General features: G+C 65.5%; 12 protein-coding genes and 1 pseudogene. 4 read left to right on the top strand and 9 right to left on the bottom strand.

What is annotated here, in order from left to right; translation table 11 throughout:
• The first annotated feature begins 113 nt into the window (after nt 1–113).
• The 3 genes from A7D17_RS00065 (at nt 114) to A7D17_RS00055 (ending at nt 4818) form a co-directional block, all read left to right on the top strand.
• Nucleotides 114–428, top strand: a complete 315-nt coding sequence (locus A7D17_RS00065; RefSeq protein WP_064507224.1) for a hypothetical protein — start codon at nt 114–116, stop codon at nt 426–428.
• Between the two features lie 289 nt (nt 429–717).
• Nucleotides 718–2820 carry a M13 family metallopeptidase gene (locus tag A7D17_RS00060; protein ID WP_064507223.1) on the top strand — a complete coding sequence of 701 codons (2103 nt, stop codon included), beginning with the start codon at nt 718–720 and terminating at the stop codon, nt 2818–2820.
• Nucleotides 2821–3255: 435 nt separating this feature from the next.
• Nucleotides 3256–4818 (top strand): phospholipase D family protein, encoded by a 1563-nt coding sequence (locus A7D17_RS00055; protein WP_064507222.1) that lies wholly within the window; start codon nt 3256–3258, stop codon nt 4816–4818.
• Between the two features lie 46 nt (nt 4819–4864).
• Here the strand turns inward: A7D17_RS00055 and A7D17_RS00050 are convergent, their stop codons facing one another.
• The 9 genes from A7D17_RS00050 to A7D17_RS24375 all read right to left on the bottom strand — a co-directional run bounded on the left by A7D17_RS00050 (nt 4865) and on the right by A7D17_RS24375 (nt 14636).
• Nucleotides 4865–5194: a hypothetical protein gene (locus A7D17_RS00050; RefSeq protein WP_064507221.1), complete on the bottom strand. Its 330-nt coding sequence runs from the start codon at nt 5192–5194 to the stop codon at nt 4865–4867.
• A gap of 423 nt (nt 5195–5617) precedes the next feature.
• Nucleotides 5618–6751, bottom strand: a complete 1134-nt coding sequence (locus tag A7D17_RS00045; RefSeq protein ID WP_064507220.1) for a protein-glutamate methylesterase/protein-glutamine glutaminase — start codon at nt 6749–6751, stop codon at nt 5618–5620.
• Nucleotides 6748–7554 (bottom strand): CheR family methyltransferase, encoded by an 807-nt coding sequence (locus A7D17_RS00040; RefSeq protein WP_064507219.1) that lies wholly within the window; start codon nt 7552–7554, stop codon nt 6748–6750. The genes A7D17_RS00045 and A7D17_RS00040 overlap by 4 nt, the downstream gene beginning before the upstream one ends.
• A gap of 3 nt (nt 7555–7557) precedes the next feature.
• Nucleotides 7558–8841 (bottom strand): EAL domain-containing response regulator, encoded by a 1284-nt coding sequence (locus A7D17_RS00035; RefSeq protein WP_064507218.1) that lies wholly within the window; start codon nt 8839–8841, stop codon nt 7558–7560.
• Nucleotides 8842–8866: 25 nt separating this feature from the next.
• On the bottom strand, nt 8867–9382 hold the full coding sequence (locus tag A7D17_RS00030) for a chemotaxis protein CheW (protein ID WP_064507448.1): 516 nt from the start codon (nt 9380–9382) through the stop codon (nt 8867–8869).
• A gap of 11 nt (nt 9383–9393) precedes the next feature.
• Nucleotides 9394–11547 carry a methyl-accepting chemotaxis protein gene (locus A7D17_RS00025; RefSeq protein ID WP_064507217.1) on the bottom strand — a complete coding sequence of 718 codons (2154 nt, stop codon included), beginning with the start codon at nt 11545–11547 and terminating at the stop codon, nt 9394–9396.
• Nucleotides 11548–11637: 90 nt separating this feature from the next.
• Nucleotides 11638–13641 carry a chemotaxis protein CheA gene (locus A7D17_RS00020; RefSeq protein WP_064507216.1) on the bottom strand — a complete coding sequence of 668 codons (2004 nt, stop codon included), beginning with the start codon at nt 13639–13641 and terminating at the stop codon, nt 11638–11640.
• 18 nt (nt 13642–13659) lie between these two features.
• Nucleotides 13660–13989, bottom strand: coding sequence for an STAS domain-containing protein (locus A7D17_RS00015; protein ID WP_064507215.1), 330 nt, complete (start codon nt 13987–13989; stop codon nt 13660–13662).
• Nucleotides 13990–14438: 449 nt separating this feature from the next.
• Entirely contained in the window at nt 14439–14636 is a 198-nt protein-coding gene (locus A7D17_RS24375; protein ID WP_161946506.1) for a hypothetical protein, read from the bottom strand.
• Nucleotides 14637–14774: 138 nt separating this feature from the next.
• Here A7D17_RS24375 and A7D17_RS22275 point away from each other — a divergent pair.
• Nucleotides 14775–15208, top strand: a pseudogene (locus tag A7D17_RS22275) (transposase); the annotation flags it as partial.

Genomic DNA, 15208 nt, shown 5'->3' with positions numbered 1-15208 from the left:
CGTTGTGCGCAGCGCCTGTCTTTTGCACGCTGCAAAGCGCTGCGTGCTGTGGTGAATGGAAGTGGTGCGTGGGCGTGATGCATGCTCCGTGCTGCCAGGTAGGGCGAGACACGATGTCCGGCAAGCGTAAAACCCAGCAGATGACCGCTGTTTACTGTCGCGCGTACCTGGTGACGCTGGGCATGCTGGTGGCAGGCGGCGCTGCCTTCGTCGCGTTGGCCGCTGGCGACATCTCCGACACCGGGCTGGTGCTGGCGCTGCTGATCTGCGCGGTGGGCGCGCTGCTGCTGGGGTTTGGCATCGTCGGGCCGACGCGACAGATGGAGGCGTTGGCCGATGCGACATCCGGGCATGAGGCAGCCCTGGTGCTGATGGTGTTGGCTTACCCGGTGTACCTGTTGATGGCGCCGTTCTACGCGCCGCGTTGACTGCAGGCGATGGCGCGCGTTGCGCCGGGGTGCAAGTATTAGGTGAAACAGACGGTCGCGGCGTCAGTGGTAGACGTGCCAGCAGCCTGTCGTTGCACTGATGTTGGCGGAGGCACGGCAGTGGACGTCATGGCGTTGCGGTGTCGCTGCAGTGATCTGGGTGTGGCCGGTTGCAGAGTAGCTGACGAAGAAGCGAGCGCTGTCTGATGCGCTGATCTTCGCTGGCGGCTCCCGACCGGCTGCCGATTTTTTTCGACCGCGCAGGCGTGGTCATGGTTTGGAGAATTCAATGAGGTTGAACACGTTCGCGCCGCTGTCGCTTGCGCTGGCCATCGCGGTCGCGCTGTCTGCGTGCGGCGCCTCCGACGACACTGCCAAGGCCACGCCCGTCGCGCCGCAGGCCGCACCGGCCAGGGTGGATGTGTCCAAGCTGGATGCGCCGATCGTGGCGTTCGGCAGCGGCGACCTGGATCCGGGCATCAACGCGTGCCAGGACCTCAACGGCTTCGTCAACGCCAAGTGGCTCAAGGCCAACCCGGTGCCGTCCGATCGCAGCAGCTGGGGCAGCTTCGAAGTGCTGGCCGAGCGCTCGTTGACCATCCAGCATGCGCTGGTGGAGCAGCTGGCACGCGGTAATCTGTCGGCCGGGTCGGTGGATGCCAAGATCGCCGACCTGTGGCGCACCGGCTCGGACGAGACGGCCATCGACAAGGCCGGCATCACCCCGTTGCAGCCGCAGTTGCAGGCCATCGATGCGCTGGCCGATGCGCCGTCCATCGCCGCGTGGTTGCGCGACAGCTATGCCAAGGGCCAGGGCTTCGTGTTCTCGTTCGGTGCCAATGCCGACTACAAGAATTCCGAACAGATGATCGCCTACGCAGGGCAGGGCGGTCTGGGCCTGCCCGAGAAGGGCTATTACACCGATCCGGCGCAGGCCAAGATCCGCGAGCAATATGTGGCCTACATCGCGCGCGTGCTGGAGTTGTCCGGCATTCCCGCCGCGCAGGCGGCCACGCAAGCCAAGGCGGTCATGGCATTCGAGACGCGGCTGGCCGCTGCATCGCTGTCGCGGATCGAGTTGCGCGACCCGGCCAGGCGCTACAACCCGGTCGATGTGGCCGGCGCCAACGCGGTGACGCCGCATTTCGACTGGCAGGCGTTCTTCAAGGCGCTCAAGGTGCCGGCCGGGACGTTTTCGCTGAGCCAGCCGGGCTACTTCGCCGAGTTCGATGCGATGCTTGCCGACACGCCGGTGGAGACCTGGAAGGCGTATCTGCGTTTCCACAGCATCGATGAAGCGGCGCCTTACCTGGCCAAGCCGTTCGAGCAGGCCAACTTCGATTTCTATGCGAAGACGTTGCGTGGCCAGCAGGACATGCTGCCGCGCTGGAAGCGCACCTTGAACGCAGTCAACGAGGCGATGGGCGAGGCGCTGGGCCAGCTCTACGTGCAGTCCGCATTTCCCGCCGAATCGAAAGCGCAGATGCAGCAGCTGGTACAGAACTTGTCGGTCGCGTTGAAGGCGCGGCTGGAACAACTGGACTGGATGAGCGCCGAGACCAAGCAGCGCGCGCTGGAAAAGTGGGCCAGCTTCACCCCCAAGATCGGTTACCCGGATCAGTGGCGCGACTGGTCGGGCCTTCAGACGCGTGGCGACGGATTCCTGGCCAATATGCAGGCCGCGCAGGCATTCAACTACCGCTACATGCTGGACAAGATCGGCAAGCCGGTCGACAAGCGCGAGTGGCATATGACCCCGCAGACGGTCAATGCGTACTACAACGCCACCCGCAACGAGATCGTGTTCCCGGCGGCGATCCTGCAACCGCCGTTCTTCAATCCCAAGGCCGATCCGGCGCTGAACTACGGCGGCATCGGTGCGGTGATCGGGCACGAGATGATGCATGGCTACGACGACTCCGGCAGCCAGTTCGATGCCAAGGGCAATTTCGACACCTGGTGGACCGATGCAGACCGCAAGCTGTTTACCCAGCGCACCGATCAGCTGGTGGCGCAGTTCGACGGCTACGAGGCAATCCCTGGCGTGCACGTCAAGGGCAAGCTGACTCTTGGCGAAAACATCGGCGATTTAGGTGGCTTGACCGTGGCCTACGACGCCTTGCAGATGGCGCTGAAGAAACAGCCCGATGCCAACAAGCAGATCGACGGCTATTCGCAGGACCAGCGCTTCTTCATGAACTGGGCCACGGTGTGGCGCCGCAACTTCACCGACGGCGAATTGCGCGTGCGCCTGAATACCGACCCGCATGCACCGGCCAATTTCCGCGCCAACGGTGCGCCATCGAACATGCCGGTCTTCGCGCAGGCGTTCCAGTGCAAGCCGGGCGATGCGATGGTGCGCGGTGACAAGGACCGCGTCGCGATCTGGTAAGCGCTGTGGGTTGAACCACCGCGCGCGCTTCCGGCGGGCGCGGTGGTTGGCGGCTGCGGTATGCAGCGCATGCGTTGCAGGCGTGCTGGCCTGCACGCCGCAGCAGCTGACCTGTCGCGACCGCTTGGGCCATGGGCGACGCACTGCTGCGTGAGCACTGGCCAGGGACGGCGGTGGAGCAACTGTCGCGCGGGTGCTGCCTTGCGTCCATACCGTCAGTCGTTACCGGTGCCGCATGCGAGGCCGCTCGACTGCGGCAGAGCGCTGTGTTTGTAGTAAGCAATTGCAGACCGCAAGCCTCCCCCCCGAAAGCATTGCTACACCATCCAATGCCAGATGTGCCCGGACGCCGCCCCGGCGCGGGCAGCTGCGCGTGCACATGGAGTTGCGTGGTCAACCTCTACACTGCTGCGCTGGCAAGCCCTGGGGGCGGCAGTGACCAAGCGGAACGTCTTTAAATGGATCGGCATCGGCATGCTGGTGTTCGTGCTGGGCAGCGTGGTGTCGCTCTATGGCTATGGCCGTTTTGCCGATCGTCAGCGCGGGCCGGTCAGCCACGCGTTGCCCGCCACGGCAGTGGTCACCGCCATCGACAAGGTGGTGGCGCCGCTGCAGCAGACGCATGCCGCACAGACCGGGGTGGTGATCATTCCGGACAACACCGATGCCTTCGCGGTACGCGCGCTCACCGCGCGTGCGGCCGGGCGTAGCCTGGATCTGCAGTACTACATCTGGCATGCCGATTTCACCGGCAACCTGCTGCACAACGAACTGCTGCGTGCCGCCGACCGCGGCGTGCGCGTGCGGTTGCTGCTGGACGACATGAATATCCACGGCAGCGATTCGGTGCTGGCCGCGCTCGACAGCCACCCGTTGATCGAGATCCGCCTATTCAATCCCACCCGTGCGCGCGAAGGCACGCTGATGCGCGGGGTGGAAATGGTGCTGCGCATGGTCAGCATCAATCGGCGCATGCACAACAAGGCCTGGATTGCCGATGGACGCATGGCGGTGGTGGGTGGACGCAACGTGGGCGATGAGTATTTCGATGCCGCGCGCGATACCAATTTCATGGACATGGATGCAGCGGTGGTGGGGCCGGCAGTAGGCCAAGCCGAGCAGGTGTTCGACGCCTACTGGAACAGCCCCAATGCGCTGCCGCTGGCTGCGTTGGTCACCGCCAAGCCGCAGGCGCTGGACGCGTTGCGCGGCAGCCTGGATGCCGGACTGGACTCCGCGCGGGCACAGCCCTATGTGCAGCGGCTACAGCATGCGCCCAGCGTGCAGGCCTTGATGCAGGGCGACCGCCCGGTGCATTGGCTGGACCACGCACGCATCGTCTCCGACCCGCCGGAAAAGGCCGACGGCGCGCCGCCGCAGGCGGACTGGATGACACCGATACTGATCGGCGAGATGGCCCACGCGCAACGCGAGTTGAAGGTGATCTCGCCGTATTTCGTACCGGGCGACGAGGGCATGCGCTGGATCGTAAACCTGCGCCAGCGCAATGTGCGCGTCAACATCCTGACCAATTCGCTGGCCGCCAACGACGTGGTAGCCGTGCACAGCGGCTATGCCGACTACCGCGTGCCGTTGCTGCAGCAGGGTGTGCGCCTGCATGAGCTCAAGCCGATGGGCAAGCCCGATGGCAGCCTGTTCGGTTCCAGCGGCGCCAGCCTGCATACCAAGGCGTTCGTGGTGGACGATGCGCGTGGCTTCATCGGCTCGTTCAACCTGGACCCGCGCTCGATGAACCTCAATACCGAGATGGGCTTGCTGTTCGAGGACCGCACCGTGACTGCGGAGCTGGAGCGCCTGTACAACCACAAGATAAGCGCGCCGGTCAGTTATCGGGTGACGCTGGAACAGGGCGCGCTGCGTTGGCACGACGATGCGGTACAACCGCCGCAGGTGTGGGCACGCGAGCCAGCGGCCAGCCTGTGGCGCCGCGGCGCAGCGACGGTACTGGAATGGCTGCCGCTGGATTCGCAGCTATGAGACCTGCCGGCACGCAAGCGGTGTGCGTCGGCGGCGCCGGCCACTGTCAGTGCAGGCGGGCGCGCGGTGAGCTGTCGAGTAATTCCGGCGCGGTGGTTTCATCGCATTGCTGATGGCTCATCGCGAGCAAGGCAGCGCGTGCCTGCACCCACTCGGGGCGAAGGCCTGGCTGTGATTGCGGATCCTGCACGGCCATTGCCTGCTGCAGGTGCAAATGCTGCGGCCGGAAACGTTGTTCTTCGAAGGTGCAGGCTGGCGCCACTGTCGCGGCGGCGCAGTGGAGAGGGGCGCCTGCGTCGATGACGGGGTCGACGAACAGCGAGTCGACGCTGACCGGATCGATGCACAGGCTGTCGGTGAGAGCGCGTATTGCCATGCTGCACCTCCTGTCCCGGCACGACGCTCAGCGCCGCATCGGGTGACCCGCGCAATGCTGGGTCTTCAAGAATGATAGCGGCAGCGGCGATGGATCTTTAGGGCCAGGCGACCAAGGGTGTGGGTGGCTCAGGGTCATGCATTGGGGGAGATCGCCGTGCAGCGGATGCCTGCAGAGGGGGGGGCGTCTCGGCGGATGGCGTCACGCCAGCGGTACTGGCGATGATGTCTGAAACGGCGCCGTAGCGTGCTGCCAATGCAATCGCATCCATCAGGCTATCGCGATACGCAACGCCCGCCTGGAGCCGCGGAAACCCGAACCGACTGCAGCGCAGGTTGTCTGCAGTCGGCCATCGTGCTTGGCGACCGATACGGGGCTGCCCGCAACGCCGGCAGGCCGGGCCATGAGGATCACACGCGGTGCCTACTGCAACTGCGTGACGATCTCGCGTGCCATCGCGCCCAGCGGAAGGATACGGTCGGCGCCGCCGCGCTTGATCGCTTCCTTGGGCATGCCGAACACGATGCTGGTGTGTTCGTCCTGCGCCACCGTGCGTGCGCCGGCCTGGCGCATCTCCAGCAGGCCGGCGGCACCATCGTCGCCCATGCCGGTCATGATGATGCCCAGCGCATTGCTGCCGGCCGCGCGTGCGGCCGAGCGGAACAGCACGTCCACCGACGGACGGTGCCGGTTGACCGGCGGGCCTTCCATCACTTCCACGAAGTACTGCGCGCCACTGCGGCGCAGCAGCAAGTGCTTGCCGCCGGGCGCGATCAGTGCGCGGCCCGGCATCACCCGGTCGTTGTTGGCCGCTTCCTTCACTGCGATCTGGCACAGGCCGTTGAGGCGCGCGGCGAAGGCGGCGGTGAACTTTTCCGGCATGTGCTGGACGATGACGATGCCCGGGCACACGCGCGGCAAGGCGGTGAGCACCTCTTCCAGCGCCTGGGTGCCACCGGTGGAGGTGCCGATGGCCACGATACGCTCGGTGGTCTGCGCCAGTGCACGGCCGCTTTGCGCGGGGAGGATGACATCGGCGGTGTGTTTGACCTCCGCTTCCAGCGGCGCGGCGGTGACGCGCGCGGCCAGCCGCTTGACGTTGGCGCGTGCGGCGCTGCGCACCGTGGCCACCAGCTCATCGGCCGAATCGGTGAGGAATTGCTTGAGCCCCAGCCGTGGCTTGGTCACCACCGCCACTGCGCCGGCAGCCAGCGCATCCATGGTCACGCGCGCGCCTTTCTCGGTGAGCGTGGAGCAGATCACCACCGGGGTGGGGCGCTCGCTCATGATCTTGCGCAGGAACGTAATGCCATCCATGCGCGGCATTTCCACATCCAGCACGATCACGTCGGGCCACTGCTGGCGCATCTTCTCGATCGCCAGCAACGGGTCGGCGGCGGTGGCAATCACCTCGATGCCCTGCGCATCGTTGAGCACGCCCACCAGCACCTGGCGCACCACCGCCGAATCGTCGACCACCATCGCCTTGATGGTGTTGGTGGCAGGGTTGGCGGCGGGGCGGTTGAACGCAGTCGGCACGGCGGATCCTTGGCTCACGCTTTGCGGAAGATCGAGGGTGCCACCTGGACCAGATCGATGTCGAGTTCGCTCAGGCTCTCCGAATGGCCAATGCAGAAATATCCGCCCGATTTCAGGTTGGCAAGCACGCGCAGGATCACTTCGCGCTTGGTCTGGCCGTTGAAATAGATCATGACATTGCGCAGGAAGATCGCATCGAAGCTGCCCAGTGACGGCAGCGCGGTGTTGAGGTTGGCATGCACGAACTGCACGCGCTCGCGCAGGCGCCGCTCCACCAGCAAGGTGCCGGCGTACTCGCCCTGGCCACGCAGGCAGTAGCGCTTGAGATACGGCTGCGGAATGCCGTCGATGCGCTGCAGTGCGTAGTGCCCGGTACGCGCCTTGGCCAGCACGCGGGTGCTGATGTCGGTACCCACCACGTCGAACGGGCGCCCCTGCAAGGTGTCGTCCAGCACCATCGCCATGCTGTAGGCCTCTTCGCCGCTGGAGCTTGCAGCGCTCCAGCACCGGAACGGCAACCCGCCGCGGTGCTCGCCGGCCAGCTTGCGCAGCAGGTCGAAATGCTTGGGCTCGCGGAAGAAATAGGTTTCGTTGGTGGTCAACAGATCGATGGCGGTCTGGATCTCGGCGCGGTCCTGGCGGCTTTCCAGCAGCTGCAGGTACTGCGTGTAGCTGTCGAACTGGTGCTCGCGCAGACGCTTGCCCAGGCGGCCGCACAACATGGCTTTCTTGCCGGAGGAAATGCTGATGCCGGCCGCTTCGAAGATGAAGCGCTGGAAGCGGCCGAACTCCTGTTCGGTGATGGCAGTGGCGGTACTCATGGGTCAGGCCACATCCGCATCGGTGGAGAAGGAGCCTTCGCTCAGGCGCGCGATGCGCACGGCATGTTCGCGCCACCAGTCCGACAGCATCGGCCCGGGCATCGGCGAACCCATCAGATAGCCTTGCGCCAGATCGCAGCCCAGCTCGCGCAGCAGGCGCCAGTCGTCCGGGGTTTCCACGCCTTCGGCTACCGCGGTCAGCTCCAGCCGATGCGCCAGCTCCAGCGTGGATTCGAGCACGGTGCGCTGGCTGCGGCTGCGATGGGCGGCCTGCACGAAGCTGCGGTCCAGCTTGAGTTCGGTGAACGGGATGCTGGCCAGGCGCTGCAGCGATGAGAAACCGGTGCCGTAGTCGTCGATGGACAGCCCAAACCCATGCAGGCGCAGGCGCGCCAGCATGCTCAGCGCATTGGCCGGCTCCACGATGGCGCTCTCGGTGAGTTCCAGCACCAGGTCGGCCGGGCTCAGGCCGTTGTCGCTCAACTTGGCGCACAGTTGCTCGAGAAAATCCTCTTCGCCCAGCAAGCGGGGCGACAGGTTCAATGCCAGGCTCAGCTCGAAGCCTTCGGCGCGCCAGTCGACCAATTGCGCGATGGCCTTGTCGATCACCTGCTGGGTCAGCGCGTGGATCAGCCCTTCGCGTTCGGCCAGCGGGATGAAGCGGTCCGGCCCGATCATGTCGCCCTGCGGGCGACGCCAGCGTGCCAGCGCTTCCACGCCGCGCAGCCGGCCGTCCTTCAGATCCAGCTTGGGTTGATAGGCCACGCGGATTTCGCCGCGACGCATGGCACGGTCCAGCCGCGAGGCGGCTGCGCCGCCACTGGACATCAGCGGCGAGATCGCCGCCGGCAACGCAGCCGGCACGATGGCGCTGGTGTTGGGTTCGCACTCCAGCACGGTGGCCAGATCCTGCAGGTTCATCGGTTTTTCGATGCCGCCCAGCATGCGCACGCCGGCGCTGCGGCTCAACTGCATCACCGCATCGATCAATGCGCCGCCGCGTTGCGACACCACCACCACCGGCACGCCGTACTGGCCGCGTGCCAGCGCATCGAGCAGCTGTACGCCGTCCATGCCCGGCATTTCCAGGTCGATCAACAGCAGCGACGGCGCGCTGGTGCGGCCCAGCCACTCCAGTGCGGCGTGGCCATCGGCGGCGCCATCGACCACGTTGGCACCCAGCTGGCGGCACAGCGCCATGGCGTGTTCGCGCTGGACCACGCTGTCATCGACGACCAGCACCGGGCCGGCCAGCGTGCAGTTGCAGGAAAGAAGGGCGGGGCGCATGGGAGTCCTTGCGTACATGCGGCTGTCAGGCCGCCAGTGCGGCGGTGGGGAGCTGGGCCAGGGCATCGTGGCCCAGCACGGCATCGGCATCGAGCAGGATCACGAAACGCTCGCCGATCTTGCCCATGGCGTGGATGAAGTCGCGCGGGATGCCGGCGCCGAAGCTGGGCGTTTCCACGATGTCCTCGGCTGCGATGTCCAGCACTTCGCTCACCGCATCCACCAGCAGGCCGAGCACCTGATGCCCGTCGCCATGGGCGATCTCCACAATCACGATGCAGCTGCGCTTGGTGATCGGGCTGGTGGTGCGGCCCACGCGCTGCTGCAGGTCCACCACCGGCACCACCGCACCGCGCAGGTTGATGACGCCGCGCAGGGCCGGCGGCATCATCGGCACATCGGTAGGTACCCGGTATTCGATGATTTCCTTGATACCGAGAATGCCCAGGCCGAACATTTCCTTGCCCAACGAAAAGGTCAGGTATTGCTGCGGCGCCGTGGACGATGGCGTGCCGGTGACTGCGCTGCTGTGCGGTTGCATCATCGGCTCCTTCAGAAGCTGGCGAACTGCGATTCGTCGATGGCATCGGCGGTCGCGGCCACCGCGCCGATCTGGCGCACGTTGGTGCGCCGCGCCGGTGCATGGATGGCCGTGGCCTGGCTGGGCTGCACTACCCGACGCGGGCCCGGCCGGCTGGTCTGGCTTGCGCCGCGCCCGCCATTGCCCAGCCGAAAGAAGCCCATCAACTGCTGGAGCTGTTCGGCCTGCGCGCTCATCTCTTCCGAGGTGGCGGCCAGTTCTTCGGCATTGGCCGCGGCCGACTGCGTGGTCTGGTTCAACTGGCCCACGGCGGTGTTGATCTGGCTGACGCCGGCGGTCTGTTCTTCGGAGGCGGCGGCGATTTCCTGCACCAGGTCGGAGGTGCGGCGGATCGATGGCACCATCTCGCCGAGCACGCGGCCGGCGCTTTCGGCCAGCTCCACGCTGGAACCGGCCACCTCGCCGATCTCCTGCGCGGCGATCTGGCTACGTTCGGCCAGCTTGCGCACTTCGGCAGCCACTACTGCAAAGCCCTTGCCGTGTTCGCCAGCGCGCGCGGCCTCGATGGCGGCGTTGAGCGCGAGCAGGTTGGTCTGGTAGGCGATGTCGTCGATGATGCCGATCTTCTTGGCGATGTCCTTCATCGCCACCACCGTGGCGCGCACGGTGTCGCCGCCGTCGGCCGCTTCGCTGGCGGCCTTGGCGGCCATGCTATCGGTGACGCGCGCGTTTTCGGTGTTCTGTGCGATGGAGGCGGTCATCTGCTCCAGCGAGGCGCTGGTTTCTTCCACACCGGCGGCCTGCTCGCTGGCCGCCTGGGCCAGCGCCTGTGCGGTGGCGCTGACTTCCTCGGAGGCGCTGGCCAGGTTCTCGGCGTTACGGTTGACCTCGTCGACGATCTCGGTGAGGCGGCTCATGGTGGTGTTGACGTAACGCTGCATGTCGGCAAACGCGCCTTCGTAACGACCTTCCACGGTGTGGGTGAGGTCGCCTTCGGCCATCGCGCCCATCACCTGGATCACTTCGGAGATGCTGCGCAGGTTGCCGCGTGCGCGCTCCACGGTCTCGTTGATGAAGGCCTTCTTGCCCGGCAGCTGCGCCAGCGGTGCATCGAAGTTGCCGCGGCCGAATTCGGCCATCACGCCCATCGCCAGCTTCTTCACCGCGATGTGCGCGCCCACCATCTGGTTGATGCCCAGCGCCATGCTGCGGAAGTCGCCATCGAAGCGGCTGCTGTCGATGATCACGTCGATGTCGCCGGCTTCGTGCTCGGCCGACATGTGGTTGATCTCGCCAATCAACCCGGTGAGGTTGCCGCGCACCTGGTCGATGATCTCGTTGATGAAGCGCTTCTTGCCCGGCAGCAGCGGCAGTTGCGCGGTGAAGTTGCCGCGGCCGAACTCGCCCACGCAGGCGATGGCCTGCTTCTTGACCGCGATGTGGCCGGCCACCATCGCATTGATGCCTTCGGCCATGCGGCGGAAATCGCCGGTGAAGCGCTGCGTGTCGATGACCACGTCGATATCGCCGGCATCGTGCTCGGCCGACATGCGGTTGACCTCGGCGACCATGCCGGTGAGGTTGCCGCGGATCTGGTCCACCACCTCGTTGATGAAGGCCTTCTGGCCGGGCAGACGTTCCAGCTCGGCGCCGAAGTTGCCGCGGCCGAACTCGGCCACGCAGGCCATGGCCTGCTTGTTCACTGCGATATGGCTGGCCACCATGCGGTTGATGCCATCGCCCAGGGTGCGGAAGTCGCCATCGAAACGCGCCACGTCGATGCGCGCATCGATCTGCCCGGCATCGTGTTCACGCGAGACGCGGTTGATCTCTTCGTTGACGTGGCGGATGCCGCTCTGCACCTTGCGCAGGCCGCGCAGCACGTCGCCAGCCTGCTCGTCGCGCAGCTGCGGCAGGGCCACATCGAAGTTGCCGCGCGAGAACGCATCCAGCGTGCTGGTGGCCAGTTCCAGCGAGCCGTTGGCGAGCCGGATGGCCCAGGCCAGCAGCACGCCGCTGAGTACTGCCGCCACCAGGCTGGCAGCCAGCAAGGCGGCGTGCGAGAGCGTCAGCGCAAAGCCGGCGACGATCACGAGGACGGGCAGGGCAACGGCAAGCGCGGCGGTAAACCACAACTGCGTAGCGATCGGAAGACGGTGTGACATGGCGGTAGCTTCCTGGGGTCAGGGAACAACGAAACGAACGATGCGGTTGGCGAACGATGACGCCGGCGTTTTGCAGTGGTGGCGCGGGGCTCAGGCGGCCAGCGCGTCCTGCTGCGGATGCAATTGCTGGACCAGGCTGGGCACGTCCAGGATCAGCGCGACATCGCCGCTGCCCAGGATGCTCGAGCCACTGATGCCCTTGACCTGGGCGAAGACCTTGGACAGCGGCTTGATCACCGTCTGCCATTCGCCCAGCAAGGTGTCCACGACCAGGCCGAAACGCTGCGCACCCTGGCGGATCACCACGATGCTTTCGCGCGCCGGCGTCTTGCCGCCAAGCGCGAATAGCTCGCGCAGGCGCACATACGGCAGTACCCGGCCGCGCAGGTCGATGTAGTCGCTGGCGTAGTCGGGCGTGAACTCCACGCACTCTTCCACCACATCCAGCGGCACCACGAACACCGACTTGCCCACGCCGACCTGGAAGCCATTGATGATGGCCAGGGTCAGCGGCAGGCGCACCGAGATGGTGGTGCCCAGCCCGGCGGCACTGTCGATCTCGACCGTGCCGCGCAGCGCGGTGATGTTGCGCTTGACCACATCCATGCCCACGCCGCGGCCGGACAGGTTGGTGACCTTTTCGGCGGTGGAAAACCCCGGCTCGAAGATCATCGCGAACACCTCGCGGTCGCTGAGTTGGCGGCCGGGTTCGACCAGGCCGCGTTCCAGCGCCTTGGCCAGGATCTTGTCGCGATTCAGGCCGCCACCGTCGTCGGTGATCTGGATGACGATGCTGCCGGAGTCGTGATACGCGTTCAGGCCCACCGTGCCGCGCGCCGGTTTGCCGCGCGCCACGCGCACCTCGACCGGTTCGATGCCGTGGTCCATCGCGTTGCGCACCAGATGGGTGAGCGGGTCGCCGATCTTTTCCACCACCGATTTGTCCAGCTCGGTGTCTTCGCCGGCCACCACCAGGGCGATGTCCTTGCCCAGCTCGCGTGCCACGTCGTGTACCACGCGCTGGAAGCGGCTGAAGGTGCCGCCAATCTTGACCATGCGCAGTTGCAGCGCGCTTTCGCGCACCTCTTCCACCAGCCCCGCAAGGATCGAGGCCGATTCCAGCAACTGCGCATCGCCGCTGCGCTGCGCGTTGGCATTGGTGCTGGCCACGGCAATGATGAGTTCGCCCACCAGGTCGATCATGCGATCGAGCTTGTCGGCATCCACGCGGATCGAGCGCGCGTCGGCGCCGCCGCGTGCGCCGCCGTCGGCTGCTGCGCGCGGTGGCGTAGCGGCCGGTACCGCGGTGGGTGCGCTGGCCGGTGCAGCGGCCACCGGCGCGCTGGCCAATACGGCTGCCGCATCAGTCGGGGCCGGGACGGCGGTGATCTCCAGCGCGCAATCGTCGCGCACGAACTCGAACACGTCGTCGATGGCGGCGCGATCGGCATCGCTGCGCAGCAGGATCTGGAAGCCGAGATAGTTGGCCTCCGGATCGAGCTCTTCGAAGGTGGGCAGCTGGCTGTAGTCGGTGCTGATCGATTCCACCGAGCCGAGGCTGCGCAGATTGCGGATCAGCTTGAGCGGCGAGTTGCCAAAGCGCAGCGCGTCGGCGAACAGCGTCAGGCCGATGCGCCAGTAACCGCTCTGTTTTTCCGGCGTGCTGTGCTGCACGGTGGTGGCAGTGACGCCGCAGGCGCTGCCTTGCAGATAGGTCTGCAACTGCGCCAGCAGTGGCTCGGCTTCGGCGGCCAACGCCGCCGCATCGGCGTGGCTGGGGTCGGCGGCGGTTTCCACCAGGGCGTGGATGTGGTCGCAGCACACCAGCAACAGCGCGATCAGTTCCGAGCTCAGCGTCAGCGCTTCATCGCGCACCAGATCCAGCACGCTTTCCACCACATGGGTGAAGCCCACCAGCTGCGGCAGATCGAACAGGCCGCCCGAGCCCTTGATGGTATGCGCGGCGCGAAAGATCGCGTTGACCGCATCCGGCGAAGACTCGCCACGCTCGGCTTGGAGCAGGTGGCGTTCCATGTCTTCGAGCAGATCCCGGCTTTCGGCCAGGAAGGTCTGCATCAGCTGGTTCATGTCCATGCGCGCGTCACCAGTCCGTTAGTGAATTCGTGCGTCGAGGCTTGTAACCGCATGCGGATACAAGGCTTCGAGCAGGCCAAGCAGTTCGATCACATCGACCACGGCGCGGCTGGAATCGGTGAGCGAAAACGGCCGGCCATCGGCCTGGATCGCCTGTTTGGTGGCCAGCAGCAACTGCAGCCCGGTGGTGTCGATCTCGCTGACCGCGCCCAGGTCCAGATGCAACCCGCCCGGGTGCGCCAGTGCCGGCTGCAGCAACGGCTTGAGTTCGGCAGCGCGGCGAATGGTCATCTCGCCCTTTAGGGCAAGCGTCAACGGCGCGGGCAGATCGGGAGATGGAGTGTTCATGGGTGCCTCAAGCGATGGCGCACGTTGGGTGCGATGACGCGGGGAGAAGGTCGCGGTGGCATGGACCTGTGGCGTGCTCTGCACACAGGGTCATGCCGGTCTATGCAGGTATCGGCGCCCAGCTGGAATATTTAGGCCAAATTCAGTCGAATGACGTAAATGTGAAATCTTCTAGCAGTTTTGAAATTAACTGCTCAGGTTTGTCGCAAGCAGGCTCATAAGGCGTTTGTCCTGGACAGTCCCGGGACAACGTGCGCGTGTTTCAAACACGGCGGAGCAGTGCGCATCGAGCAACGGCAAGGGCTGCGAGCCCGTTGCGGGTGACGCAGATTGGCGCGATATCGGAGATGACTCCCGCGCACGTCATGCACACAGATGGTGGTCACCTGCGTGCATGACGTGTAGTGCTGTCGAGTCTGTTGCGACGCCGTCAAACGCGGCCTTGCGCTTCAGCCCGGTGTCAGTGCGGCCAGCAAACCGCGTGCGGCGTTGAAGCGGTCTGCGCCTTCGGGCATCGGCAACTTGATGCGCAGTTTGTCCGGGCCATCCATGGTGTAGATCTTCGGCTGCTTCTGGATCACTACGAGCAGTGTGCCTAGACAGAGCCGATAGGCCGCACTGAAGCTGCAATCTCTTTCAGTTGACAACCCAATCGACCAGCAGCAACTCTCCCTCCGGAGCGTAGAAACTCCTCGAACAGCGGTACCCACCTCCGTAAAACCTGATACGCCCAGGCTTTCCTAGACATCTCAAGGCCATGGAAAATGGCAGATTCGGAGGTGTCCATGAGCAGCAAGCGGTATACGGATGAGTTCAAGATCGAAGCGGTCCGGCAAGTGACCGATCGTGGGTTCAAGGTGGCAGAGGTCGCCGAGCGACTGGGTGTCACGACGCACAGCCTGTACGCCTGGCTGCGCAAGTTCGGCAAGCCTGGCGTGGTGCATCGCGCCGAGGTGGACCAGAGCGCCGAGGTTCGGCGGCTGAAGGCAGAGTTGCGTCGCGTGACCGAGGAGCGCGACATCCTAAAAAAGGCCGCCGCGTACTTTGCCAAGGGGTGAAGGCAAAGTACGCGTTCATGCAAGACCATCGCAGGGAATTCAGGGTATGCGCGATGTGTCGGGTATTGCGCGTCAACCGGGCGGGTTATTACGCCTGGTTACGCTCGCCTGACAGTGAGCGCGCCAAGGAAGACCAACGCCTGCTGGGATTGATCAAGCAC

Origin of the sequence: Xanthomonas floridensis (assembly GCF_001642575.1) — a bacterium.
GTDB classification, from domain to species: Bacteria; Pseudomonadota; Gammaproteobacteria; order Xanthomonadales; family Xanthomonadaceae; genus Xanthomonas; species Xanthomonas floridensis.
The sequence above is the reverse complement of the archived record's forward strand: the minus strand, read 5'-3'. Positions and strand labels throughout refer to the sequence as shown.

Coding starts and splice junctions, on each gene's coding strand:
- A7D17_RS00035 (WP_064507218.1), bottom strand. CDS start 8,841: ATGCGCCCCGCCCTTCTTTCCTGCAACTGCACGCTGGCCGGCCCGGTG.
- A7D17_RS00020 (WP_064507216.1), bottom strand. CDS start 13,641: ATGGACATGAACCAGCTGATGCAGACCTTCCTGGCCGAAAGCCGGGAT.
- A7D17_RS00065 (WP_064507224.1), top strand. CDS start 114: ATGTCCGGCAAGCGTAAAACCCAGCAGATGACCGCTGTTTACTGTCGC.
- A7D17_RS00015 (WP_064507215.1), bottom strand. CDS start 13,989: ATGAACACTCCATCTCCCGATCTGCCCGCGCCGTTGACGCTTGCCCTA.
- A7D17_RS00050 (WP_064507221.1), bottom strand. CDS start 5,194: ATGGCAATACGCGCTCTCACCGACAGCCTGTGCATCGATCCGGTCAGC.
- A7D17_RS00060 (WP_064507223.1), top strand. CDS start 718: ATGAGGTTGAACACGTTCGCGCCGCTGTCGCTTGCGCTGGCCATCGCG.
- A7D17_RS00025 (WP_064507217.1), bottom strand. CDS start 11,547: ATGTCACACCGTCTTCCGATCGCTACGCAGTTGTGGTTTACCGCCGCG.
- A7D17_RS00040 (WP_064507219.1), bottom strand. CDS start 7,554: ATGAGTACCGCCACTGCCATCACCGAACAGGAGTTCGGCCGCTTCCAG.
- A7D17_RS00030 (WP_064507448.1), bottom strand. CDS start 9,382: ATGCAACCGCACAGCAGCGCAGTCACCGGCACGCCATCGTCCACGGCG.